This window comes from Alcaligenes faecalis (assembly GCF_041521385.1).
GTDB lineage: Bacteria > Pseudomonadota > Gammaproteobacteria > Burkholderiales > Burkholderiaceae_B > Alcaligenes > Alcaligenes faecalis_E.
On sequence record NZ_CP168006.1, the window covers coordinates 3,820,247 to 3,842,973 of the forward strand.

Below are 22,727 nucleotides of genomic sequence, written 5' to 3' on the forward strand. Positions count from 1 at the left end.
GCCTGGGTGAGACCATCGTAAGCGTCAGATGGGCATGGTTGATCCGGAGCGGGCAAGCCTTGCGTTGATTGCCAAGTGCAGACGCTTACGGCTGGGCGGCATGAGCAGTGCAGCTTGACTGTTAGCAGGCTGGCCCGTCATCCGTTTCGCGCTGACTATTCCAGTGCTTTTTCTTGGCCGCGCACGACGCCGCAGCGTTTATGAGCTTGCATGACGACAGCAACATTGCTGTTGAGCACGCCTTCTATTTCCCCCAGTCGACGTGTCACCACATCCCAGAGCTGCAGGCTGTCTCTGCACAAAATATGCCAGAAAAGCTGTGAAGGGCCACTGGTACCGAACAGGCAACGGGTATTGGGGTCTTGCGCCAGGTGTGCTGCCAAGGTGTTGACGGCTTGGGGGCGTACCTGCACGGATACCACCGCCTCAACTGGGAATCCTACTAAAGCGGGCTCCACTTCAACCCTGAATGACAGCGCCTTACGTTCCACCAAATGTTGCAACAGTCGCTGTGCAGTGGGTTCGCTCACGCCTGCCTGTTCCGCCAGTTCGGCCAGACTGGCCCGTCCATCTTGTTTTAGCCAGTTGGCGATCCGCTGTTCAGCCTCGGTGAGGGCAAGAGGGGTGTGTGCGGAGCGTGTGTCTGTACTGTCGTTTGGGTCGGCCTGTATGCGCCATTGGCCTGCGCGTCGAAAAGACCGTAATACCAGGCGAGCATCGACGTGCTCGACTCCTGGCATGCAGGGCAGAATGCGGGTCACCAGTTCGGGCATGTCCGCTTCATCGGCCAGAGTCAGTTCCGCCATCAGGTCAGCCGAGCCGGCCAAGGTGACAACCAATTGGCAGTTCTCCATTTGAGCCAGTGCGTCAGCCACGTGAGGGACCTGACCGGCATGGCAACGCACCCAGGCATGCAGTACGACCCCCTTGCCTGTTGCCAGTGGGTCGGTTTCTGCAATGACGCGCAATGCGCCCGTTTCCAAAAGACGTTTGATTCGCCTGCCCACGGTACGTTCGGCAATGTTTGCGGCTGCGCCCAGCTCCCGCCAGGAGGCCCGTGGGTCTGCTTGCAAGGCAATCAAGCAGGCCAGATCGGTGTCATCGATCGTGGGCAGCAAGGGTTTACCCTTGCTTGACGTGACCATATTCATCTAATTAACCTTCTTCAATTGCTAAAAAATAAACTTTTTAATCTTTTTTTGTCTAAAAATAAATAAATTGAGGAATTCATGAGCTCTCCCTCTCATCGTCCGAGCGCCCCACCTGGTCTCGACCCTGCCCCGGTCTCGCGCGTTCGTACCATTGTGGCTGGCAGTGTAGGCAATGCGGTTGAATGGTTTGATTGGACCATTTACGCTTCCTTTGCTATCTTTTTTTCCAGCCAGTTCTTCCCTGAAGGCAATGAAACCACGGCCTTGCTCGCTAGTTTCGGCATTTTTGCGGTGGGCTTTTTCATGCGTCCCATCGGTGGCTGGTTGCTTGGCATCTTCTCCGATCGTTACGGACGCAAGGCCGCTTTAGGGCTGACTATCCTGATGATGGCCGGAGGGTCGCTTATTATCGCAGTAACCCCGACCTATGCTGCAATAGGTTTGGCGGCGCCTCTTTTGTTGACGCTGGCCCGTTTGCTGCAAGGCTTGTCTCTGGGAGGGGAGTATGCATCGGCCACCACTTTCTTGACCGAGATGGCGCCCCCTCATCGCCGTGGTTTTTATTCCAGTTTCGTCTTTTTCAGTGCGGCGGTCGGTATTTTGGCGGCCTCGGCCGTGGGCTGGGTGCTGACGACCTGGTTGAGCCGGGCGGAGATGTCCGAGTGGGGGTGGCGTATTCCGTTTCTGCTGGGGGCATTGGGCGGTGTGGTTGGCCTTTGGATTCGGCGCTCGATTCCCGAGACCGAGGCTTTTTCCGAAAGCAAAAAAGCGGGTGTTGAAAAACAGCCTTTGCGCACCTTGTTGCGTGAGTATCCCGTGGAAGTGCTGCGTATCATCGGTTTTTCCATTCTGACGACCTTCGCATTTTATATCTTTGTCGCTTACGTGCCGACCTACGCCATCCGCCATGTGCAGGCCGACCCCAAGGTGGCCTTTGCGGCCAACACGGTGGCGTTGATTGTGTTCATGGTGGTGCAGCCCTTGTTTGGCGCTTTGTCTGATCGTATCGGACGCAAGCCGCAATTGATTGTGTTTGCTGCCGGGTATTTGTTCTTCTTTTATCCGCTCATGAGTACGCTGGGGCCGTCTTTCGGTTCCATCCTGATGGTGGAGCTGTTTGGCCTGGTGCTGTATGCCATGTATACCTCGATTGGCCCTGCCATTATGTCTGAACAGTTCCCAACCAGTGTACGTGCGGTCGGTATCGGGGCACCCTATAACCTGATGGTGGCGTTGCTGGGCGGCACCACACCTTATTTGTTGACCTGGTTGCAAAGCAACGGCCTGGAACGCTGGTTCTTTTACTATGTCTTGGCCGGTGCCGTGATTACCTTGGTCACGTTCATCCGTATGCCCGAGACAGTCGGACAAAAACTGCGCTGATCGCGCCCGTTTCGCCCGGTGTCAGGCCGGGCATCTACAGCCCGCCAGGCGGGCTGTGTGACTTTCAGGAAGCTCCATGTTGAAACAAGATGTCGCCCTTCATTTTCGAGATGCTCTTCAGATCGGTCTCGAGATTCGACAGGGCCGATTCAGCGCCCGGCACGTTGCCACTTATTTTCTGGACCGTATCGAGCGTGCCGCCGAGCTCAATGCCTTTAGTGTGATCACAGCCGAGCGCGCCTTGGCACAAGCAGACGCGGCCGATCGTCTGCTGGCTGCTGGCATCGTGCTCGGGCCCTTTCATGGTGTGCCCGTTGTGGTCAAGGATAGTATGCAATGGGAAGGAACCGAGGCGACTCTGGGTTCGCAAAGCCGTGCCGGCACGATCAGTACGCAGACGGCCACCGTACTGCGTTCGCTAACTGCACAAGGCATGGTGGTGCTGGGCAAAACCAGAATGACTGAGTTCGCCTTCGGTTTGTCTGGACAGAACCTGACCCAGGGGACGGCACGTAATCCGTGGGATGCCACGGTAGCCCGCGCTCCGGGTGGCTCGTCCAGTGGGAGTGGCGTGGCGGTAGCGGCCGGTTTGGCGCCCATCGCCATGGGAGGGGATACCGGTGGTTCAGTGCGCGCGCCTGCCACATTGAATGGCCTTGTGGGTTATAAGCCTTCGACCGGAATGATCAGTTGCGCGGGCAGCTTGCCCTTGTCTGCGACCCTGGATGTTCTGGGGCCGATTGCTCGTAGTGTGGCCGATGCACGCCAGTTGGCGGCTGTATTGGCGGGGCCGGACATAGCAGACCCCTCGACTTTGGCTTTGCCCGCCGCTTGTGTGGCCGCCCTGCGTGCACATGCGGCACCGATACATAGCCCCATTGCGGTATTGGATGCCCAGGCCTGGCCCGCCACCTTGGACCACGCAACGCAATTGAGTTGGCAGGACACGCTGGATCGCCTGCTAGCGGCGGGCCTGGAGATACAAACGTGGACACCACCGCCCACTTTATCGTTTACCCGTTTGGCAGACGATAATTCAATTGTGCTTGCCTATGAGGCCTATCGTTATTATGGTGAGCTTGCCACTGATTCTCGACAAGTCTTGTGGCCGGTGGTGCGGGACCGTATTCTGGCAGGCGGGATGATTGATAGCGCGTCTTATGAGGCCGCTTTACAAAGACGCAGGGCCGACATGCACACTTTTGCGCAAGCAATGCAGGGGTGGGCCGCCTTGTTGATGCCCGCTTGTGATCAGGTGGCCCAAGGGCTGGATCCCGAGGATGTCCGGCATGCGGGCTTGGGGAAGTTACTGCGTCCCGGCAACTTCTTGGGAGCAGCGGCCATTTCCCTGCCTACCGGCTTTGATGAGCCGGGCTTGCCCACAGGCGTTCAATTACTGACACCGCGTGGACACGATGCGGCCTTGCTCGATTGTGCCCATCTTGTTGAACATGCGCTTGGCCGACTTTCTCGCTATCCGGATTTGGGACACTGGGGGCTATAAATCCTATGTGTTTCAGTCAGGCGGCTGGACGGCGTATGAGGTAACAGCATCAGCCCCCGAAGCAGGGGCTTGTGCTGTCTTTGGAGTCGAAGGCTTAGCCGCGTTTGAACAAACGCTCGTGCATCCAGCCGTCGTTGGTCAGAATCAGAGCGGCTTTACCCGAGATTTCCTCAGCCTTTGCCTGCTTCGCAAAGTTTCTGTAAGTGGCGCCAATCCCCTCGGATTGGGCCCAGTCTTCTGCATCTTCCAGCTTGAAGCGATAGTTTACTTGTGAGACTTTGACACCCATCATGTCGCTGGGCTCAGTAAAGTTGTCTACCGCTACAACGGTGAATTTACCTGTGCAAAAGGCATCGTGTCCGCCCATTGTGTTGGCCCCGTTCGGAACCAGGAATTTTTGGCCGGTTTCAGTCAACTGATACTCGGAGCCCGGTTCCATCTTGTTACCGAACATCGCTTTGACTTCGGTATCGCGTTTGCTGAGTAAGCCGGCTTCTACCAACGCATCGGCCCGTTCTTTGCTGCTGCCTATCGTGCCACGATTGGATAGCGTAAATGGCGAGCCCTTTGCCGGAATGGCAGCACATAGTCCCTTTTGAGTATCCAGATACGTTTGAATCGCCGTGCTGAAATTGCTTTTATTGGCATCTTTGGCACTACCGCAGGCGGCAAGCAAAACGATAGCACTGCTCATGGCGGCGATTTTGATGACGGTATGCAAAACAAACTTCCCCTGTAGGTTAAACAATCGGTCGCCTAGTATAGCGGCGTCGTCGGTGCTATTTTGGGCAACGCTGTTTTAGCAGTGTGTCTAAATGTCTCTTGTTAAGGGGCTCCGTCTTTAGCGTGTAAGAGACGTGATGGATTGCCTAAGAGACGTCCATGCCGCGCGACTTATGCGAATGTAGTTGGCGTTGGCTTGGTTGCGGTTGCCCAGCTCAGACTAGGTGAGCCGGGCAACAGCGTGCAAAAAGGCCTGGGTTTAATCCAGCATGGCCTCCGCTTCAATCTCGATCAACCATTCCGGACGGGCCAGACCATGGATCAGAATCCAGGATGAGGGCGGGGGATTGACGGGGAAGCGTTTGAGCAATGCGGCGGCAATGGCCTCTTGCTCTTGGGGCGAGCTGGCATCTTCCCGAATGAAAATCCGCAGCATGATGACTTGGTCGATGGTGCCGCCTGCTTCAGCCAGAACCCGTTCTATATTGTCCAGTGCCGCGTCGGTTTGTTCGCGCATACCGCCGCTGACGGTTTGCTCTTGGGCGTCGACTCCCACTTGGCCGGACAGCATGACACGGCGTTGGCCGGTAACAACCAGACCTTGGCTAAAACCATATTGCAAAGAATTGAATACAGTGGGCGGGTTAAGGGCGCTTTTAGTCATCTTCATAAACACATAAAAAGTCAGTTGAGGTGGTGTATTCACGCACCAGGGGCGTATCTTGGGGCTTTATGTCAGAAGACAAGAGTAGAGCCGGGAATGGGGGCTTAACCGGTTTGAGGACGTCTTACATCGGCTTGCTGTCATTGGCTGATCCAGCCGCTAAAATGACATGTCTACCTACCTAAAGAGGCGCATATGGAAAACGACAAGTCCATGATTCACGGCAAATGCCTGTGCGGTGCCGTTTCAATCCGTGTTCAGCAAGACAAGCCTTCGGTCAGTGCGTGTCATTGTGGCATCTGTCGCCATTGGTCCGGTGGTCCGTTCCTGTCGCTGGAGTCCCATGGAATCCCGGTGGTCGAAGGGGAGGAGCACGTACGCTCCTATGCTTCCTCGGAGTGGGCGGAGCGCAGTTTTTGTGCTGTATGCGGCACGCATTTGTTTTACCGGCTCAAGGCGGGTGGTTTTCATGCTATTTCTGCTGGCTTGTTCAAGGATAGTGGGAGCTGGCCGTTCGCGCTGCAGGTCTTTATTGATGATAAACCTGATAACTATGCGTTTGCTAATAAAACGCGGGAGATGACGGGCGAAGAGGTAGTGAAGTTGTTTTCCTGATCCTGGTTCATGTACAAGGACAACGCTGTGATGAAACCAATCCTTTTCCTGTCGCTGTCTGCGTTACTGGCCGCTTGCGCCTCTTCCAACGCTGACCTTGCGACTCAGCAAGACGTAGACCTGAACAGATACATGGGCACCTGGTACGAGCAGGCGCGTTTGCCCAATAGTTTTCAGCGCGAGTGCGCCGGGGATGTGCAAGCCAATTACGTGATGGAAGCCGACAAGACGATTACCGTTACCAACCGCTGCCAGGGTGTGGACGGAAAAGAGCAGGAAGCCATTGGTCAAGGGCGACTGTCCAGTAGTATGGAACCTGCGGATCCGGCAATATTGGAAGTGCGCTTTGCTCCGAAGTGGTTGTCCTGGTTTCCCATGGTCTGGGGCGATTACTGGATCATGAAGCTGGAAGGGGACTATCAATACTCTTTAGTCGGGACACCGGACAGGAAATATCTCTGGGTTCTATCCAGGGAAAAACAGGCTGATCCGCAGGTCGTGAACCAATTGCTGGATTACGCAGCCGCGCAAGGCTTCGCGGTGCAAAAGGTAGTACCGACCAACAAGTAGCGCGTATTCGGTAATGGCTCGATCAACACCTGCATAAATCAAAGCATCTCCTTAGGGTTTTTAGTAATAAGCATGGGGAAATTAGATCGTTTTGAATAGCTTGTGGCTGTGGTCGAATGGCACGACGGTATGTATCGGACGTGCCATTTTTTTATCGGAATGTTTTTACTATGAAGTCGTTTTTAAGCATTGCCGCGACCCTTACCCTGGCGTTGGTGGCTGGCGTGGCCCAGGCTGATCGTCTGGATGACATCAAGAAAACGGGTGTCTTGAAAGTAGCGTCTTTCGACAGCAATCCACCGTTTGGTTTTGTGGATCAGAAGTCCCGTCAGATCACAGGTCTGGATGTGGATTTTGCCCAGGCTCTGGCTGACAAGCTAGGCGTGAAGCTGGAAGTCTTGCCAACCAATCCGGCCAATCGTGTGCCGCTGCTGACGTCCAATAAAGTAGACCTGGTTCTGGCCAACTTCACCATCACGCAAGAGCGCGCCAAGCAGGTTGATTTCAGCATTCCGTACTTTGCATCAGGCCAGCAGTTCCTGGCTAAAAAAGGCGTCTTGTCCTCGCCCGAGCAGTTGAACTCGCTGCGTATTGGCGTGGATAAAGGGACGGTCAATGAGATCGTCCTGCGTGAAAAATACCCTCAGGCCAAGCTGGTGGCCTATGACGATACGCCCTTCGCCTTTACCGCTTTGCGTAACGGCAATGTACAAGCCATCACTCAGGATGGTCCCAAGCTGATTGGTTTGCTGGCCAATGTGCCGGACAAGGAAAACTATGAAATCCCGGCCTTCAGCATTTCCGAGGACTTGATCGGCATTGGTATCCCCAAGGGCGAGACAGCACTGAAGTCTTTTGTGGATGAAACCTTGCTGGAGCTGGAAACCCAGGGCAAGGCACAAGCCATTTACGACGTCTGGTTTGGCCCTCAGTCCAAAACGCCGCTGGAGCGTTTGTACCGCATCGGTCAGCAACAGTAAGTCATCACTTGCTTGCAGGCCAGCCTTGAATGTTCAGGCTGGCCTTTTCCTGTTTGTGTTTTTAACAGCGGGATCGCTTGATCCTGCTTTTTGGTGTTTGCTATGCCGTCTTCTGATTTCTGGCTGGCACCCCACTATGTGGGCTGGTTGCTTCAAGGGTTCTGGGTCACGATTCAGCTCTCTTTAGTCGTCTCCTTCGCTGCAACTGTTTTGGGTTTTCTGGTGTGTATTGCCAGACTGTCGCCCTTTGCCTGCTTGGCCTGGCCGGTACGTGCTTACCTGAGTCTGTTCCGTAATACACCCTTATTGGTGCAATTGTTCTTCTGGTATTTCGGGGCCTCGGCCTTGATGCCGCCGGAGCTGGTTCAATGGTTGAATACTCAGCATGTCTTGCAGTTGGTCTTGTTCGATGTGCATTGGCCCAGTTTCGAGATGCTGGCCGCCTTTGTGGGTTTGACGATCTACACCACGGCGTTTGTGGCTGAAGAGTTCCGCTCCGGCGTGCGGGCAGTGCGCAAAGGTCAATGGGCAGCAGCAGCCTCCTTGGGCATGTCGTCCATGCAGGTCTGGCGCTATGTAGTGATGCCGCAGGCTTTGCGTAATACCTTTCCCTCGCTGATCGGGCAGTACATGAATGTCATCAAGAACACCTCGCTGACCATGGCTATCGGCTTGGCAGAGCTGTCGTATGCCTCCCGTCAGGTGGAAACTGAAACCTTCAAGACTTTCCAGTCCTTTGGGATTGCGACGCTGTTGTATGTCTTGCTGGTCATGCTGGTGGAAGTGGGTGGGCAGTGGTTGCAGCGTCATCGTCTGCAAGTGAGAGGTGGGCTGTCATGAACTTCGACGTAATTCATGACAATCTGCTGTACTTCCTGGTGGGGGCGTATCCGCATGGCCCTTTAGGTGGGGCGGCGCTGACGCTTTTGTTAAGCGTGCTATCGGCTAGCTTGTCCGCCGTTCTGGGGCTGGTTTTTGGGGTGGCTCTGGTTTTGAGCCGCGGTGTGGCGCATACCGCTTTGCTGCTGTTTCTGGGCTTTTTCCGCGCCATCCCCGTCATCATGCTGATTTTCTGGGTGTATTTTCTACTGCCCATTCTGTTCAAGGTGGATGTGCCGGGCTTGTTTACCGTGGTCTGCGCCTTGTCCTTGATTGGCGGTGCGTATCTGGCGCACTCGGTGTTTGCGGGTATCAGCAGCTTGCCGGCGGGGCAATGGCAAGCGGGCAAGGCCTTGGGCCTGAAAACCGCTCAAATCATGAAGTCCATCATCCTGCCGCAAGCCTTGCCGGTGATGCTGCCTTCTTTTATTAATCAGTGGGTTGCCTTGATCAAGGACACCTCGCTGGCCTATGTCATTGGTGTGGCGGAGCTGTCTTTTGTTGCCACTCAGGTCAGCAATCGGGTCATGGTGCACCCCACTGAAATCTTCTTGTTTGTCGGGCTGATGTACTACGTGATTTGCGCAACGCTGGAGTTGATTGCGAATCGGGTGGCCCGACGTTATGACAAACATCTGCGACTGGATGGCAAATGATCCGTATCGATAGTGTTTCCAAGTGGTATGGCACGTTTCAGGTGCTCAGGGATTGCACGGCCCAAGTGGACCGTCAGGAAGTGGTGGTGGTGTGCGGGCCTTCGGGCTCAGGCAAATCCACCTTGTTGAAAACCGTCAATGGTCTGGAACCGTTTCAGCAGGGCAGGATTGTTGTGGATGGGATTTCCGTTGGTGACCCGGCAACGAATCTGCCAGACTTGCGCAGTCGGGTCGGGATGGTTTTTCAGAACTTCGAGCTGTTTCCACATTTGAATGTCGTGGCCAATCTGACCTTGGCACAACGTAAAGTGCTGGGCAGGAGTAGTGATGAAGCCAATGAGCGGGCCTTGCTGTACCTGGATCGCGTGGGCTTGAAAGCGATGGCGGATCGCTATCCGGCCAGCTTGTCGGGCGGGCAGCAACAGCGTGTCGCCATTGCACGGGCCTTGTGCATGGATCCGGTCTGCATGCTGTTTGATGAGCCTACCTCGGCCTTGGACCCGGAAATGGTTAACGAAGTGCTGGATGTGATGGTCAGCTTGGCGGAAGAGGGCATGACCATGATGTGCGTCACCCATGAAATGGGCTTTGCCCGCAAAGTGGCGGATCGGATGATTTTCATGGATCAGGGCCAGATTCTGGAGGACGTGCCCACAGATGTGTTTTTTGGTGATCTGGAGGGCCGACCACAGCGCGTGCAAACCTTTTTGTCCAAGGAACTGCGTCTGTAGCTTGTGTCTTTGCTCGGCAACTGGTTTGATGATTGCCAAGCCAAGCCAAGCCAAGCCAAGCCAAGCCAAGCCAAGCCAAGCCAAGCCAAGCCAAGCCAAGCCAAGCCAAGCCAAGCCAAGCCAAGCTGTGCGTAGCAGACGCTGGAGTGCGCATCCATAAAAAAAGCCCGCCTGTTGAAAAATGGGCGGGCTTTTTTATGAGCGAGTAATCCAGGCTTGATGAAACAGGGCTAATGACATGCAAGCCCGGCCTGGAGTGTGTCGCGATGTACTCAGGATCGCTGAGTGGGCGTGTCGAACGATTGCAGCAGAGATTCTGCTGCCAGTACGGCACGGCGTGCCTGCTCGTGCTGATCATGCAGGGCCAGGTAACGTGCCTCGGCCTCATCGCCTCGCGCTACATCCCCTTTGTATGACTGCGCTACGTAGTTTGCGTACCAAATGGATTCGGCTACGGTCATACCTACAAACACTTCATGGTCGTCCTGATCTTGCGACAGGGCACGGATACCAGATAAATACGCCCGTTCACGGGGCTGAAATTCCAACATAAGACTCCTTAGATAAGCCCCCATTGTAGTAGGTGGGGAAAATCAGGCCAGAGTTGTGCCGCGGATGCGGGTTCTATGGGGGCTGACAAGCGAGGGGATGAGTCGGATCACGGAACCTTGTAATGTCTATGGACTCTTAACGCTTGTATGAAAAATAGGAAAGGAAAATAATGACGATGCTACGTATAACGCTGACCGCGGGGCTGGTGTGGGTGTCTACCTCGGCTTTCGCCGCCAACGGGCAAGAAAATGCCCGTGTGGGGCGGGTTCATGTGCAGGCGGACCGCATTGAAATGCTGGGGACGGATTCGTTGAAAGCGTCGGGCAATGTAGTGGTGATCGGCAAAGATAGCGTGATTCACAGTCAAGAGGCGCTCATTAGCCAAGAGGGTTCGGTCATTCAGGTGCAAGCCGTGCAGTCTGGGCAGGGCCAGGCGTCGAAGTTTGATCCGCTCAGCCTTCAAGGTGCTCGTGCGGCCGGGGGAGAAATGAGGCTGCAAAGAGAAGGGTATGTCGCAGTAAACACAAAAGGTTTGAGTACGACCTGGTGGAATCGTGTCAGCCAAACATGCGTTATGGTCAAGACCAGTCAAGGGCGCTATAGCGAGGTCAAGGTGCTTGCCGCTTCTGTGTGCATGGGCTCTTGACGCGCCGTGTCTTGCTATCGCGCTGCAGGCTCTTTGGGATAAACCGTGGAACGTCAAAGACAAGTATTTTTCCATTGCGCTGCCTCTACATCAGGACTAGGGCTGTCCTTATTAGTCTTGCTCCTGTCTTTGGTGTTTTTAGTGGATGGGTTTGCGAACCCGCAGCGTCAATTCGCGTTGATCAATTATGTATTTGCCGCCTTGGGTCTGTGTTTTTCTGGTTTGATTTTTGCCATGAACCGCGCGTACGACCGTGTTTGCTGTGCTTTACCGATAGCCAGTCAGCGTATCGGTAAACGACTGGGCTGGTATCTGACAGTGCTTTACGCCATTTTGATCGGTTTGCTTGCCTTGGGTGCTGCAGGTATAGGAGCAAGGCTGCTACAAGGGCTGCATCTATTTGGTTAAGGCAAGCGCCAGATCAGGCCCACCCGGCACGCCGGGTGGGCGGTTTGGTACCGGTGCGCCTGGTGGTGTTTACGCTGGCATAGCCACTTTTTTAAGCCTGTATGCCAGCGCAGGCCGTGTTAGCCCCAGCCTGCGTGCGGCTTCTGAAATATTCCCGTTCGTTTTTTTCAAGGTCAGCTGGATGATTTGTTCTTCCAGATCATCCAGATTGAAGGGGGTTTCCAGCAGATGCTCCAGATATTGCGTCTGGTTCGCGCTGAAACAGGGCTCCTTCGCCATAAAACCTTGCGTGTTCAGACTGCTCAGATACTGCAAGGCGCTTTTCTGCTGCGGGAACAGGTGGTGGGTTTCGATTTCATGATTGTGTTCGGTCAGGATGACGCCACGCTCGATCATGTTCTCGAACTCGCGGATATTGCCCGGCCAGTCGTATTGCATCAGCAATTCCCGGCTGCGGTCACTCACGCCCAGCACGTGCTTTTTGTACATGCTGGAGTATTTGTTCAGAAAGTATTCGGTCAGCAGTGGAATGTCTTCCTTGCGCTCACGCAGTGGCGGGATGTGGATGGGAAAGACGTTCAGGCGGTAGTACAGGTCGGCACGGAAGGTGCCTTTTTGTACGGCCTCGGCCAGATCCTCGTTGGTGGCGGCCACGACACGCACGTCGATATGGCGGATGTTCTCATCACCCACGCGCTCCAGCTCCTGTTCCTGCAAAACACGAAGCAGGGCGGCTTGGGACCGTGGCGACAGTTCTACGATCTCATCCAGAAAAATGGTGCCGCTCTGGGCACGCTCAAAACGACCGGGGCGGGATTTATGCGCGCCGGTATATGCGCCTTTTTCCACACCAAACAGCTCTGATTCAATCAGCTCCGGGGGAATGGACGCACAGTTCACCGCAATAAAGGGCTGATCCGCCCGGTCGCTGGCGGCGTGCAGGCCGCGCGCGAAGGCTTCTTTCCCCACGCCGGTTTCTCCCAGCAGCAGCACGGAGACTTTGCTTTGCGCCGCCTTTTCCAGCAGATGACAGGCGGCTTGGTAAGCGGCGGACTGACCAATGGAGTTGGGCAAGGTGAAGTTGGCGCTGGAGTGCTTGAACTCCTGTTCGCGCAACTTCACCAGCTCACATCGCAAGGCAAACAGTTCGTCCTGGACCGGGTCGGGCAGCATGAAGCGGTCAATCTCGGGGTCATCCTCCTCCCATTCCTCGGCAGGCTTGCCCACGATCTTGCAGTGGCTATGGCCCATGGCGCCGCATTGGGTTTCTTTGTAGATGATGCTCTTGCCCATATAGAAGCTGGTGTAGCCACTGGCATAGCCCAGCAAGCTCCAACAGACCGGCTCGCTGGATTGGCCGTGCTCTTTCTGGTGATTGCTGACTTCATAGGAGTCAAACCAGTCAAATTCGCCGTAATACCGGCCAGCATCGCGATCAAAGGTCAGCGAAGTAGGCACGACTTTGACCATACCGCGGATGGTGTGCATTTGCGGGCCGGCCAGAAAGGTCTCTTTCAATGACAGGTCCGGGCGCACTTTTTGTGATACTTCGGCATCCTTCATGCCAGCGTGGTAGCCAAAGCGCATCAGAAAGTATTTGGCGCGCTCGCTGCCTAAAGAGGCAATCAGCTCCTTGCGAAGCTGGCCAAAACCGCTGGCGTGCAGCAAGAGCATGCGTTGCTCGCCAAACCAGATTTTGCCTTCCCGCGCATCAAAGCGAATGGCGTCGATCAGGTCCTGACTTAATGGCAGTGTGAGTTCAGTAGCCCCCATGGCTGTCTCCATCTGTTGTTTCTTATTGTGGTTTTGGGTGTTTTAAAAATCAGTATGCCGCCTGTCTTTCGGGCGACTCAAGGAAAACAGAATAGTGTCCAGAGGACGGATAAAACGGTTTTTTCTAGGGCTTTACCCTAGCTCAGCATTTGATGAAAACGGCGCTAAGCACTTGATCAAATGATCAATTTTCTATTCAGGCCGCCAGCCAACAGCGCATGGTATCTGGCTCTGACTCTTCCTATCTCTTTAATCCTAAAGGGTTAAATTCTTCAAATGTAAAGTTGGCACGCGGTTTGCTATGGACAGGCTGTGGACACTCATGCAACAGCTTGATCAGGAGGAGAACCGATGTCAGACACGAGCTTGCCCACGTTGACAAAGTACGTACGCGTACGCAGTCCGGCTAATGCCCGCTTTGTGGAATTTGATTTTGCGATTGGCCAGGCGGACCTGTTTGTGGAATTGGTCATGCCGCCAGCGGCATTTGAGCAGTTTTGCCTGCAGAACAATGTCCAGCCCATGAGCGAAGAGCAAATGCGGGTCAATGACGAGAACGAAGAAAAATGGCGTTTTGGTTATGACACTTTGGTCGGTAACAGCCGCCAGGCTGAAGCCCAGTAGGTTTTATTCAGGAGAACAAGAGGATGACATTAGAAATTAAAACGGCCAGTTTGCAGCCCGTGCGGCAAACCTTCGCCAACGTGGCCCGCCGCTTTGGTGAAAAGCCGGCTACCCGCTACCAGGAAGCAACATACGACGCCCAGGCAACGGCCAACTTTCATTACCGGCCCCTGTGGATGCCGGACAAGACCCTGAACGACCCTACACACACTGCCATTCAGATGAAGGACTGGTATGTGTTCCGTGACCCACGCCAGTTCTACTACGGCGCTTACGTGCAGAACCGTGCTCGCATGCAGGAATCGGCTGAAACCAATTACGGCTTTTTTGAAAAGCGCGAGCTGGCCCAATACCTGAGCGAGGACGTCAAAGCCAAGGTCACCCGCCTGCTGCTGCCTTTGCGTCACATCGAGCAAACCGCGAACCTGAATTTCATGTCCGGCTCGGCCTACGGTTATGGCACCACCATTACCCAAGCCTGTCTCTATGCCGGAATGGACTCGTTGGGTATGGCGCAGTACGTCTCCCGTATTGGCCTGCTGATTGATGGCAATAGCGCCGATTCCCTGAGCCAGGCCAAAGACGCCTGGATGCAGGATGCGGCCTGGCAAGGTCTGCGCGCCTTGTGCGAAAAAACGCTGGTCCAGAAAGACTGGTTTGAACTGCTGCTGGTGCAGTCCTTGCTGATCAACACCGTGGTGCATCACGTGGTGTATCAGGGTTTGGTGGCGGATCTGGCCAAGGAGGGCGGCCGCGATCTGGATATGCTGCTGGAGTTCATGCTGGAGTGCCATAAAGACCTGTCCAACTGGAGCGATAGCGTCTTCAAGATTGCGGCTGCTGAAAGCGAGGAAAACAAGCAGCAACTGCAAAACTGGCTGAATCAGTGGTTGCCGCAAGTGCAAGCCGCCTTCATGCCCTATATCCAGGCTGCCTTTGCCGACCAGGCTGATCAAGTCTGGACACAAGCGCAGGAAACCATTGCCAAACGCGTCACGAAAGCAGGCCTGAGCCTGGGTGGAGAAGCCTGATGACATCCAAGGTTTATATCGGTCTGCAAGATAACGACATGTCGCGCTACATCGTCGAGGCCATCGAAGAAGACAACCCGGACGCCACGGTGATTTATCAGCCAGCCATGATTCGCATTGAGTGCGTGGGCCAGTTGACCGTCAAGCGCGAGACCGTGGAAGAAAAGTATGGACAGCAGTGGGACATGCAGGAGCTGCATCTGAATCTGATCACCTTGGGTGGCAACGTGGATGAAGATGAAGACCGCTTGTTTTTGCACTGGAACAGCTAAATCAGAAAAGGGGGCAATATGGCCACGAAAAAACTAAATATCAAAGACAAATATCGCTATTTGACGCGTGATCTGGACTGGGAATTCAGCTACCAGGATCGCAAGGACGCCTTCCCCTACGAGGAGTTCGAGGGCATCAAGATTACCGATTGGTCCAAATGGGAAGATCCGTTCCGTCTGACAATGGACGCGTACTGGAAGTACCAGGCCGAAAAAGAAAAGAAGCTGTACGCCATTTTTGATGCCTTCGCGCAGAATAATGGCCAGATGAATATTTCCGATCCGCGTTACCTGAACGCGATCAAGGTGTTCCTGACCGCGGTGACCCCGTTGGAGTACCAGGCTTATCAGGGCTACTCCCATGTGGGCCGTCAATTCAGCGGCATCGGCGCACGTATTGCGTGCCAGATGCAGTCGATTGACGAGCTGCGTCACGTCCAGACGCAGGTTCACGCCATGAGCCATTACAACAAGTTTTTCAATGGCTTCCAGGACTGGAGCCATATGCACGACCGCGTCTGGTACCTGTCCGTGCCCAAGTCCTTTTTTGAAGATGCCCGTGCTGCTGGTCCCTTCGAGTTCCTGCTGGCAATCAGCTTCTCCTTCGAGTACGTGCTGACCAACCTGCTGTTTGTGCCCTTCATGTCGGGCGCGGCTTACAACGGCGATATGGCCACGGTGACTTTCGGCTTCAGCTCGCAGTCTGACGAAGCACGCCACATGACGCTGGGCCTGGAAGTGATCAAGTTCCTGTTGGAGCAGCACGAGGACAACGTACCTATCGTTCAGCAGTGGATCGACAAGTGGTTCTGGCGTGGTACCCGTTTGCTGTCCGTGGTCGGCATGATGATGGACTATATGTTGCCCAACAAGGTCATGTCCTGGAAAGAAGCTTGGGAGGTTTATTTCGAGCAGGCTGGTGGTGCTCTGTTCAAGGATCTGGCTCGCTACGGCATTCGTATGCCCAAGTACAGCGAAGTGATCGAGAAAGAGAAAGAGCACATCTCGCACCAGGCCTGGTGGATTTTCTACAACTTCGGTCACGCTGCTGGTTTCCACACCTGGATCCCCAGCGACGAGGAACTGGATTGGCTCAGCGCCAAGTACCCCGACACCTTCGACAAGTACTACCGCCCACGCTGGGAAATGGCCAAGAAAATGGAAGCCGAAGGCAAGCGCTTCTACTCCAGCGGTCTGCCCCAGCTGTGCCAGGTATGTCAGGTGCCCATGACCTTTACCGACATGGAAAAACCCGACGAAATTACCTACCGCCAAAGCCAGTACAAGGGCGAGCGTTACCACACCTGCTCGGACGGCTGCCGCGACATTTTCGAGCACGAGCCTGAAAAGTACATCCAGGCCTGGCTGCCGGTGAACCAGATCCTGCAAGGCGGTTGCGGTGGCCCCGAATTGGAGAAGATCCTGAGCGACTACTACCAACTGAACGTGGGTGTCGACAATATGGACTTCAAGGGCTCGGTGGACGAGGCACGCTGGAACGAATGGAAAGGAGTGACGGCCTAGTCACACGAGAAAAAGGGCAGTGCCTCGGTAGGCACTGCCACTACCTATAAAAATTGGAGATCAATATGGCAGTTACTGCAATTACCCCGGACTACCAAGGCTATGCGCGCGACCAGCAGTCGCACTATGGCGACAGCATGTTGCTGTATATAGGCTGGGACGAGCACCTTTTGTTCTGCTCGGCCAAGGCCTTTCTGGTTCAGCCCGAGATGACCGTGTCTCAGATGATCCAGCAACTGTTGCCTGCCGGCTTTGCCCAGCACCCTGACTTTGAGCAGATCGAATGGAGCAAGGTGCAATGGAATCTGAATGGCGAAGCGGTCGAACTGAATCCTGATGACACCTTGGGTGCCAAGGGTTTCGATCACAAATCCTTGTTGCGTTTCAAAACCCCTGGCCTGAATGGCTACAAGGGTACAGGCGTATAAGAGGCGGAGGCAGCAATGACGTATCAGGTAACCGTAGAACCCACAGGTGATGTGGTAGAGGTGGAAGATGGACAAACCTTGTTGGACGCTGCGTTGCGACAAGGGGTTTGGTTGCCTTTTGCCTGTGGACATGGCACGTGTGGCACCTGCAAGGTGCAGGTGCTGGAAGGCTATGCAGACGCAGGCGATGCGTCCAGCTTTGCCCTGATGGATTCGGAGCGGGACGAAGGCAAGCTGCTGGCTTGCTGCTGCCTGCCCGAATCCGATATGGTCATCGAGGCCGACGTGGACGTGGACCCGGATTTCCAAGGCCTGCCCGTCGAGGATTATCAGGGCAAGGTTGTCCTGATTGAAGACTTGTCGCCCACGATCAAGCACATTCGTCTGGAACTGGATCGTCCGATGGCGTTCCAGGCCGGGCAGTACATCAACCTGCATGTGCCGTCCATCGACAGTACCCGTGCTTTCTCCATTGCGAATCCGCCGTCCATGAGCGGCATTATTGATTTGCACGTACGCAAGGTAGAAGGGGGCGCAGGCACGACCTGGCTTCATGATGAACTGCAAGTGGGGCAGTCTCTGGATGTGTCCGGCCCTTATGGTCAGTTCTTTGTGCGCAAGTCCGACCCGCAAGGCGCGATTTTCATCGCCGGCGGCTCGGGCCTGTCCAGCCCCGAATCCATGATTATGGATTTGCTGGAAGAGGGCGATACCCGTCCTATCTATCTGTTCCAGGGTGCGCGCAATAAAGCCGAGCTGTATCACGCGGATCATTTCTATCAACTGGCCGAAAAGCACGACAATTTCCACTACATTCCGGCCTTGAATGCACCTTTGCCGGATGATGCCTGGGAAGGTTTTGTGGGCTTTGTGCATGAAGCCGTGGGTCAGTTCTTTGAGCAACGTTGTTCAGGCAATAAAGCCTATTTGTGCGGCCCGCCTCCCATGATTGAAGCGGCGATTTCCACCCTGATGCAAAGCCGCCTCTTCGAGCGCGATATTCACATGGAACAATTCCTGACAGCCGCGGATGGTGCAACCGGCAAGGTACGCTCAGCGCTGTTCAAGCGTATCTAAGCGGTTTTAACTGACTGCCGACCAGACTTTTTTCAGTGAAAAGATCTGCGGCTGGTGGTCGTGAACGCCGCAGCTTTCTGGCCTTGCAAGACGCGTTAACGACGCTTTGCAGGGCCTTTTTGTATTAGTCGGTGGCAGCTTTGCCGTCTGACCGTATCAGCGCAAGCAGCCGAGGCAGAAGGTTTCGCTGCAAGCCTGAGCAGGCCAGTTGCCCATAGGCTTGCAGCCATCAACAGGATGGCGGCCCGTTGCTAAAGGCGCTGTGCCCTGGAATTAGCCAGGGTGGTTTTTCCGCATACATCTCTTCAATAAACGCATGCATCTGAGCGATGTACCAGGAGTTGTCGTTTTTTCTGTGGCTGAAAATAATGGGCGAGGTTACTTTCTCGTCGTCAATCAGTCGGTACACCAGATCGCTGCGTATCTGGGCGGCGGAAGGAATCAGGCACAAACCCACGCCGCCTGCGACCAGTCCCATGGCCGTTTGCAGTTCCTTAACCTCGTGTACTTCGGAGGGGAAAACGGCGTTGTCGTGCAGAATGTTCAATACATGATCGGCAAAGCTGGGCCGTGGAGACTTGGGATACACAATAAAGGCGTGATCAGCGATGACTTGCAAGGACACTGGCCCCCGGTCCTTGGCCAAGTCAATCTTGGGCGGGATCGCCAGCACCAGGCGTTCTTCACGCAGAACGGTGCGACAGACCGCGCTGTCATGAATACGCACACGTCCAAAAGCAATATCAATGCGTCCGGCGCGCAAGGCGGCAATTTGCTGGCTGGAGGTCAGCTCCAGAAAGTGAAAGCGGATATCCGGGTAGGCGTGGCGGAACTTCTGGATCAGGATGGGCAGGCCACCGTACAAGGTGGAGGCCACAAAGCCAATTGATAATTGCGGGCGCTGGTTCAGACCGACTTCAGTGGTCGCCGCCTTCATCACTTCCACACGATTGAGCAATTGCAGGGATTGCTCGTAAAAAATGCGGCCTGCCTCGGTCAGTTGCAGGGGGCGGCTCTCACGTGATAGCAGCAGCACATTGAGTTCTTGTTCCAACAACTGGATCTGCCTGCTGAGTGCAGGTTGGGCGATGTGTAATTGTTCGGCAGCACGAGTGAAATTACGCGCTTTGGCGACCGCAACAAAATAGCGGATTTGTTTCAAGTCCATGCCTGTGGTCCAGGTCCAGAAAATCCGGACCAATATATCACCTATCTCGACCATCCAAGCTTCAAGCATATACCCGACAAGCTCTAGGGTTAACGATAGGTTTTGTTTTTGTTTTTCTTCAAGGTGTTGATTTTATTCATAAAAAAACAAACTATAGTATTTTGCTATGAAGCGGGACCAATATGGTATTGGAAGGCTGCCACTCCAAAGACTGTAATGAAAGCCATGCAGAACAGCCCAGGGTTTTTAGATAAAAAGGGCTGGGCAATATCAGCCCGATGGTGTCCCTGTCGGGTTTGAATCAGGCTCAAGGTTAAGCCAGCAATACGCTGCCACGAGTCAGTCCGGTCTCAATCCGGAGCGATTTTTCTTTTCTATCACGCGTACTTGCTATGCCTTCAAGGGCATGGGCAGGGACGGCTGCCACTCTCATAAAGGCCACATCATGTCAGTCCTTATGGATAAAACCAACGATATCAGGCACTTGCTTGATACTGCCCTGGAAGAAAACCCAGAAATAGGCGTGTATCGCTGCCGTCGCGACATCTTCACGAATCCGGATTTGTTCGAGCTGGAGATGAAGCATATTTTTGAAGGCAATTGGGTCTATCTGGCGCATGAAAGCCAACTGCCCAATGTGAATGATTACTTCACGACCTATATTGGTCGTCAGCCCGTGTTTCTGACACGCGGCAAAGACGGCGGCTTGAATGCCTTTATCAATGCCTGTGCGCACCGGGGCGCCATGCTGTGTCGCCGTAAACATGGCAATAAGGGCAGCTTTACCTGTCCTTTTCATGGTTGGACCTTCAATAACGCCGGCAAGCTGCTCAAGGTCAAGGATGAGAAGAACACCCAGTATCCCGAGCAGTTCAATACCGAAGGCTCGCACGACTTGAAGCGTGTCGCGCGCTTTGAGAACTATCGCGGCTTTCTGTTTGGCAGTTTGAATCCGGATGTGGTGTCTCTGGACGAATATCTGGGTGAAACCAAGGTCATCATCGACCAGATCGTGGATCAAGCCCCTGAAGGCCTGGAAGTGCTGCGCGGCAATTCTTCCTATATTTACGACGGCAACTGGAAGCTGCAGATTGAAAACGGCGCCGACGGCTACCACGTCAGCAGCGTGCACTGGAATTATTCCGCCACGATGGGTCGTCGCAAAGAGGGCGGCACGCAAGCGGTGGATGCGAACGGCTGGAGCAAAAGTCTGGGCGGTGTGTATGGCTTTGATTATGGCCATATATTGCTCTGGACCAAGACCATGAATCCAACCGTGCGCCCGGTCTATGAGCACCGCGAGGAGCTGAAGCAGCGTCTGGGCGAGGAACGTGCCGAGTTCATCGTGAATCAGACCCGCAACCTGTGTCTGTACCCGAACGTGTATCTGATGGACCAGTTCTCTACCCAGATTCGGGTAACGCGTCCTATCAGCGTGGACAAGACGGAAGTCTCGATTTACTGCTTTGGCCCCAAGGGTGAAAGCGCCGAGCAGCGTGCCATCCGTATCCGTCAGTACGAAGATTTTTTCAATGTGTCTGGCATGGGAACGGCAGACGATCTGGAGGAGTTCCGTGCCTGTCAGGAAGGCTATGCCGGTATGGCTGCCCCCTGGAATGACTTGAGCCGAGGCGCCCCCCTGTGGGTGCAAGGCCCGGACGAGAACGCTACTGCCATGGGCATGAAGCCCTTGATCAGTGGCGGGCGTAGTGAAGATGAAGGCTTGTTTGTCTGCCAGCACGAGTACTGGGCCAAGACCATGAGCCAGGCACTGAAAGCAGAAAACGGGGAGGCCTAAGCCATGCACGCAACGTATCACTCGATTTGCGCTTTCCTCTATCGCGAAGCCCGTTTGCTGGACGATCGTCAGTGGGATGAATGGCTGGAATGCTATAGCCCCAACGCCCAATACTGGATGCCTTGCTGGGACGATGATGATCAACTGACCGAAGATCCGCACAGCGAGATCTCCTTGATCTTTTATCCCAATCGTAACGGTCTGGAAGATCGGGTGTTTCGCATCAAGACCGAGCGTTCTGGTGCTTCTACGCCGGAGCCGCGTACTGCTCATATGCTCAGCAATATTGAGATTCTGGCCGAGCGCGAGGGACAGGTGGACGTCCGCTATAACTTTTTGACGATGAACCATCGCTACCGGGTGACGGATCAGTTCTTCGGCACCATTTATCTGACTTTGTCGTCTCAGGAACAGGGCTGGTTGATCGAGCAAAAAAAGGTAGTGCTCAAGAACGACTATATCCGTCAAGTGATTGATGTGTATCACATTTAAAGCCGGGGGTTAGTCGTGAACAGCTATCGTATTGCGCTGAATTTTGAGGACGGTGTCACCCGTTTCGTGGACTGTGGGGAACACGAAAAAGTGCTGGATGCCGCGTATCGCCATCAGATCAATCTGCCTATGGATTGCTCGGACGGGGTGTGCGGCACTTGTAAATGTCAGGCCGAAAGTGGTCAGTATGAGCAGGGCGATGACTATATCGAGGATGCCCTGACGCAAGAGGAAGCGGACAAGGGTTTGGTTCTGACCTGCCAGATGATTCCCAAGTCGGACTGCGTGATTGCTGTGCCGATTTCATCGGGTGTGTGCAAGACCGCCGTGGCTAAGTGGCAGGGGCAGGTATCGGAATGCCGTCAGTATGAGGATGCGGCTTACGAACTGAAGATTGATGCGGCCGATGAGGCCTTGCCTTTCCTGCCTGGGCAGTACGTGAATATCACGGTGCCCGGCGGGCAGGCGCATCGCTCCTATTCCTTCAGCTCTGCGCCGGGAGGGCCGCGTTTGAGTTTCCTGATCAAGCAAGTGCCGGGCGGCCTGATGAGTTCCTGGCTGGCGGCGCAGCCGCTAGGTCAGCAGGTGGAAATGACCGGACCTTTGGGCGGTTTTTATCTGCGTCAGGTAACGCGCCCCTTGCTGTTCCTGGCCGGTGGCACAGGCTTGGCGCCGTTCTTGTCCATGTTGGAAGTCCTGGTCCAGCAAGGCTGTACGCAAGCTGTGCATCTGGTTTATGGCGTCACGCGTGATCAGGACTTGGTGATGTTGGCTGAGCTGGATTCCTATACCCAGCGTTTGCCCGGATTCAGCTACACCACCTGCGTGGTCGATCCAGAATCCCGCCACGAACGCAAAGGCTACGTCACCCAGCACCTGGATCCGGCGCATTGGCATGAGGGGCAGGTGGATGTGTACCTGTGCGGGCCACCCCCCATGGTGGATGCGGTCAGCCAGTTCATTGATGCGCAAGCCCATGCCCCCATGAATTTCTATTACGAAAAATTCATCACCAGCCAATAAATGCATTCAAGCAGCGCCCCCTTGGCGGGGCGTACTGTGCTGGATGACTCTTACA

At 54.7% G+C, this 22,727-nt stretch carries 25 protein-coding genes; 19 read left to right on the top strand and 6 right to left on the bottom strand.

Annotated elements, in window-relative coordinates; genetic code table 11:
• Positions 1-155: 155 nt before the first annotated feature.
• Positions 156-1,151, bottom strand: coding sequence for an Lrp/AsnC family transcriptional regulator (locus ACDI13_RS16570; protein ID WP_316991057.1), 996 nt, complete (start codon positions 1,149-1,151; stop codon positions 156-158).
• Positions 1,152-1,229: 78 nt separating this feature from the next.
• Here ACDI13_RS16570 and ACDI13_RS16575 point away from each other — a divergent pair, with 78 nt between their 5' ends.
• Together ACDI13_RS16575 and ACDI13_RS16580 are read left to right on the top strand one after the other, a co-directional pair.
• Positions 1,230-2,534, top strand: a complete 1,305-nt coding sequence (locus ACDI13_RS16575; protein WP_316991058.1) for an MFS transporter — start codon at positions 1,230-1,232, stop codon at positions 2,532-2,534.
• Positions 2,535-2,610: 76 nt separating this feature from the next.
• Positions 2,611-4,038, top strand: coding sequence for an amidase (locus ACDI13_RS16580; RefSeq protein ID WP_316991059.1), 1,428 nt, complete (start codon positions 2,611-2,613; stop codon positions 4,036-4,038).
• Positions 4,039-4,132: 94 nt separating this feature from the next.
• On the opposite strand, the gene ACDI13_RS16585 is transcribed toward ACDI13_RS16580, so the two are convergent.
• Positions 4,133-4,732 carry a hypothetical protein gene (locus ACDI13_RS16585; RefSeq protein ID WP_372372524.1) on the bottom strand — a complete coding sequence of 200 codons (600 nt, stop codon included), beginning with the start codon at positions 4,730-4,732 and terminating at the stop codon, positions 4,133-4,135.
• 288 nt (positions 4,733-5,020) lie between these two features.
• The gene (locus ACDI13_RS16590; RefSeq protein ID WP_316991061.1) at positions 5,021-5,425 is read right to left on the bottom strand and encodes a RidA family protein; all 405 of its coding nucleotides are present in this window, start codon (positions 5,423-5,425) and stop codon (positions 5,021-5,023) included.
• A gap of 195 nt (positions 5,426-5,620) precedes the next feature.
• On the opposite strand from ACDI13_RS16590, the gene ACDI13_RS16595 reads away from it, so the two are divergent.
• The 6 genes from ACDI13_RS16595 (at position 5,621) to ACDI13_RS16620 (ending at position 9,856) form a co-directional block, all read left to right on the top strand.
• Positions 5,621-6,040: a GFA family protein gene (locus ACDI13_RS16595; protein WP_316991062.1), complete on the top strand. Its 420-nt coding sequence runs from the start codon at positions 5,621-5,623 to the stop codon at positions 6,038-6,040.
• Between the two features lie 30 nt (positions 6,041-6,070).
• Complete coding sequence (locus tag ACDI13_RS16600; protein ID WP_316991063.1) at positions 6,071-6,610, top strand: lipocalin family protein; 540 nt, start codon at positions 6,071-6,073, stop codon at positions 6,608-6,610.
• A 170-nt stretch (positions 6,611-6,780) separates the two neighbouring features.
• The gene (locus ACDI13_RS16605; protein WP_316991064.1) at positions 6,781-7,590 is read left to right on the top strand and encodes an ABC transporter substrate-binding protein; all 810 of its coding nucleotides are present in this window, start codon (positions 6,781-6,783) and stop codon (positions 7,588-7,590) included.
• Positions 7,591-7,692: 102 nt separating this feature from the next.
• On the top strand, positions 7,693-8,430 hold the full coding sequence (locus tag ACDI13_RS16610; RefSeq protein ID WP_316991065.1) for an amino acid ABC transporter permease: 738 nt from the start codon (positions 7,693-7,695) through the stop codon (positions 8,428-8,430).
• Entirely contained in the window at positions 8,427-9,125 is a 699-nt protein-coding gene (locus ACDI13_RS16615; protein WP_042480267.1) for an amino acid ABC transporter permease, read from the top strand. Before ACDI13_RS16610 ends, ACDI13_RS16615 begins: the two co-directional genes overlap by 4 nt.
• Positions 9,122-9,856 (top strand): amino acid ABC transporter ATP-binding protein, encoded by a 735-nt coding sequence (locus tag ACDI13_RS16620; protein ID WP_316991066.1) that lies wholly within the window; start codon positions 9,122-9,124, stop codon positions 9,854-9,856. The genes ACDI13_RS16615 and ACDI13_RS16620 overlap by 4 nt, the downstream gene beginning before the upstream one ends.
• 272 nt (positions 9,857-10,128) lie before the next feature.
• Here the strand turns inward: ACDI13_RS16620 and ACDI13_RS16625 are convergent, their stop codons facing one another.
• The gene (locus ACDI13_RS16625) at positions 10,129-10,407 is read right to left on the bottom strand and encodes a hypothetical protein (protein ID WP_316991067.1); all 279 of its coding nucleotides are present in this window, start codon (positions 10,405-10,407) and stop codon (positions 10,129-10,131) included.
• 170 nt (positions 10,408-10,577) lie between these two features.
• Here ACDI13_RS16625 and ACDI13_RS16630 point away from each other — a divergent pair, with 170 nt between their 5' ends.
• Together ACDI13_RS16630 and ACDI13_RS16635 are read left to right on the top strand one after the other, a co-directional pair.
• Positions 10,578-11,054 carry a hypothetical protein gene (locus ACDI13_RS16630; RefSeq protein WP_316991068.1) on the top strand — a complete coding sequence of 159 codons (477 nt, stop codon included), beginning with the start codon at positions 10,578-10,580 and terminating at the stop codon, positions 11,052-11,054.
• Between the two features lie 45 nt (positions 11,055-11,099).
• Entirely contained in the window at positions 11,100-11,462 is a 363-nt protein-coding gene (locus tag ACDI13_RS16635) for a hypothetical protein (RefSeq protein ID WP_316991069.1), read from the top strand.
• A gap of 69 nt (positions 11,463-11,531) precedes the next feature.
• Here the strand turns inward: ACDI13_RS16635 and ACDI13_RS16640 are convergent, their stop codons facing one another.
• Positions 11,532-13,235: a sigma 54-interacting transcriptional regulator gene (locus ACDI13_RS16640; RefSeq protein WP_316991070.1), complete on the bottom strand. Its 1,704-nt coding sequence runs from the start codon at positions 13,233-13,235 to the stop codon at positions 11,532-11,534.
• A 351-nt stretch (positions 13,236-13,586) separates the two neighbouring features.
• Between ACDI13_RS16640 and ACDI13_RS16645 the strand changes: the two genes are divergently transcribed.
• The 6 genes from ACDI13_RS16645 to ACDI13_RS16670 all read left to right on the top strand — a co-directional run bounded on the left by ACDI13_RS16645 (position 13,587) and on the right by ACDI13_RS16670 (position 18,191).
• Positions 13,587-13,859, top strand: coding sequence for a phenol hydroxylase subunit (locus tag ACDI13_RS16645; protein WP_316991071.1), 273 nt, complete (start codon positions 13,587-13,589; stop codon positions 13,857-13,859).
• A 23-nt stretch (positions 13,860-13,882) separates the two neighbouring features.
• Positions 13,883-14,890 (top strand): aromatic/alkene monooxygenase hydroxylase subunit beta, encoded by a 1,008-nt coding sequence (locus ACDI13_RS16650; RefSeq protein ID WP_316991072.1) that lies wholly within the window; start codon positions 13,883-13,885, stop codon positions 14,888-14,890.
• Positions 14,890-15,162, top strand: coding sequence for an MmoB/DmpM family protein (locus ACDI13_RS16655; protein ID WP_003800437.1), 273 nt, complete (start codon positions 14,890-14,892; stop codon positions 15,160-15,162). The genes ACDI13_RS16650 and ACDI13_RS16655 overlap by 1 nt, the downstream gene beginning before the upstream one ends.
• An 18-nt stretch (positions 15,163-15,180) precedes the next feature.
• Positions 15,181-16,686 (top strand): aromatic/alkene/methane monooxygenase hydroxylase/oxygenase subunit alpha, encoded by a 1,506-nt coding sequence (locus ACDI13_RS16660; RefSeq protein ID WP_021446663.1) that lies wholly within the window; start codon positions 15,181-15,183, stop codon positions 16,684-16,686.
• Positions 16,687-16,751: 65 nt separating this feature from the next.
• Positions 16,752-17,114, top strand: coding sequence for a phenol hydroxylase subunit P4 (locus ACDI13_RS16665; RefSeq protein WP_045931447.1), 363 nt, complete (start codon positions 16,752-16,754; stop codon positions 17,112-17,114).
• 15 nt (positions 17,115-17,129) lie between these two features.
• Positions 17,130-18,191: an NADH:ubiquinone reductase (Na(+)-transporting) subunit F gene (locus ACDI13_RS16670; RefSeq protein ID WP_035267734.1), complete on the top strand. Its 1,062-nt coding sequence runs from the start codon at positions 17,130-17,132 to the stop codon at positions 18,189-18,191.
• Between the two features lie 229 nt (positions 18,192-18,420).
• On the opposite strand, the gene ACDI13_RS16675 is transcribed toward ACDI13_RS16670, so the two are convergent.
• Positions 18,421-19,359 carry a LysR family transcriptional regulator gene (locus tag ACDI13_RS16675; protein WP_316991073.1) on the bottom strand — a complete coding sequence of 313 codons (939 nt, stop codon included), beginning with the start codon at positions 19,357-19,359 and terminating at the stop codon, positions 18,421-18,423.
• Positions 19,360-19,804: 445 nt separating this feature from the next.
• On the opposite strand from ACDI13_RS16675, the gene ACDI13_RS16680 reads away from it, so the two are divergent.
• From ACDI13_RS16680 to benC, 3 genes are read left to right on the top strand one after another with little or no spacing between them, the layout of a single operon-like run.
• A complete protein-coding gene (locus ACDI13_RS16680) occupies positions 19,805-21,157 on the top strand; it encodes a Rieske 2Fe-2S domain-containing protein (protein ID WP_316991074.1) in 1,353 nt (450 codons plus the stop codon).
• 3 nt (positions 21,158-21,160) lie between these two features.
• Positions 21,161-21,649: a benzoate 1,2-dioxygenase small subunit gene (benB, locus tag ACDI13_RS16685; protein ID WP_316991075.1), complete on the top strand. Its 489-nt coding sequence runs from the start codon at positions 21,161-21,163 to the stop codon at positions 21,647-21,649.
• 15 nt (positions 21,650-21,664) lie between these two features.
• Entirely contained in the window at positions 21,665-22,672 is a 1,008-nt protein-coding gene (gene benC / locus ACDI13_RS16690; RefSeq protein ID WP_316991076.1) for a benzoate 1,2-dioxygenase electron transfer component BenC, read from the top strand.
• Positions 22,673-22,727 lie beyond the last annotated feature (55 nt).

Bases quoted from the DNA above. Each gene is read 5' to 3' on its own strand.
- ACDI13_RS16600 (WP_316991063.1), top strand. From the start codon at position 6,071: ATGAAACCAATCCTTTTCCTGTCGCTGTCTGCGTTACTGGCCGCTTGC.
- ACDI13_RS16570 (WP_316991057.1), bottom strand. From the start codon at position 1,151: ATGAATATGGTCACGTCAAGCAAGGGTAAACCCTTGCTGCCCACGATC.
- ACDI13_RS16620 (WP_316991066.1), top strand. From the start codon at position 9,122: ATGATCCGTATCGATAGTGTTTCCAAGTGGTATGGCACGTTTCAGGTG.
- ACDI13_RS16630 (WP_316991068.1), top strand. From the start codon at position 10,578: ATGACGATGCTACGTATAACGCTGACCGCGGGGCTGGTGTGGGTGTCT.
- ACDI13_RS16640 (WP_316991070.1), bottom strand. From the start codon at position 13,235: ATGGGGGCTACTGAACTCACACTGCCATTAAGTCAGGACCTGATCGAC.
- ACDI13_RS16605 (WP_316991064.1), top strand. From the start codon at position 6,781: ATGAAGTCGTTTTTAAGCATTGCCGCGACCCTTACCCTGGCGTTGGTG.
- benB (WP_316991075.1), top strand. From the start codon at position 21,161: ATGCACGCAACGTATCACTCGATTTGCGCTTTCCTCTATCGCGAAGCC.
- ACDI13_RS16675 (WP_316991073.1), bottom strand. From the start codon at position 19,359: ATGGACTTGAAACAAATCCGCTATTTTGTTGCGGTCGCCAAAGCGCGT.
- ACDI13_RS16610 (WP_316991065.1), top strand. From the start codon at position 7,693: ATGCCGTCTTCTGATTTCTGGCTGGCACCCCACTATGTGGGCTGGTTG.
- ACDI13_RS16580 (WP_316991059.1), top strand. From the start codon at position 2,611: ATGTTGAAACAAGATGTCGCCCTTCATTTTCGAGATGCTCTTCAGATC.
- ACDI13_RS16655 (WP_003800437.1), top strand. From the start codon at position 14,890: ATGACATCCAAGGTTTATATCGGTCTGCAAGATAACGACATGTCGCGC.
- ACDI13_RS16660 (WP_021446663.1), top strand. From the start codon at position 15,181: ATGGCCACGAAAAAACTAAATATCAAAGACAAATATCGCTATTTGACG.
- ACDI13_RS16650 (WP_316991072.1), top strand. From the start codon at position 13,883: ATGACATTAGAAATTAAAACGGCCAGTTTGCAGCCCGTGCGGCAAACC.
- ACDI13_RS16670 (WP_035267734.1), top strand. From the start codon at position 17,130: ATGACGTATCAGGTAACCGTAGAACCCACAGGTGATGTGGTAGAGGTG.
- ACDI13_RS16665 (WP_045931447.1), top strand. From the start codon at position 16,752: ATGGCAGTTACTGCAATTACCCCGGACTACCAAGGCTATGCGCGCGAC.
- ACDI13_RS16590 (WP_316991061.1), bottom strand. From the start codon at position 5,425: ATGACTAAAAGCGCCCTTAACCCGCCCACTGTATTCAATTCTTTGCAA.
- ACDI13_RS16645 (WP_316991071.1), top strand. From the start codon at position 13,587: ATGTCAGACACGAGCTTGCCCACGTTGACAAAGTACGTACGCGTACGC.
- ACDI13_RS16595 (WP_316991062.1), top strand. From the start codon at position 5,621: ATGGAAAACGACAAGTCCATGATTCACGGCAAATGCCTGTGCGGTGCC.
- ACDI13_RS16625 (WP_316991067.1), bottom strand. From the start codon at position 10,407: ATGTTGGAATTTCAGCCCCGTGAACGGGCGTATTTATCTGGTATCCGT.
- ACDI13_RS16680 (WP_316991074.1), top strand. From the start codon at position 19,805: ATGTCAGTCCTTATGGATAAAACCAACGATATCAGGCACTTGCTTGAT.
- ACDI13_RS16615 (WP_042480267.1), top strand. From the start codon at position 8,427: ATGAACTTCGACGTAATTCATGACAATCTGCTGTACTTCCTGGTGGGG.
- ACDI13_RS16575 (WP_316991058.1), top strand. From the start codon at position 1,230: ATGAGCTCTCCCTCTCATCGTCCGAGCGCCCCACCTGGTCTCGACCCT.
- ACDI13_RS16585 (WP_372372524.1), bottom strand. From the start codon at position 4,732: ATGAGCAGTGCTATCGTTTTGCTTGCCGCCTGCGGTAGTGCCAAAGAT.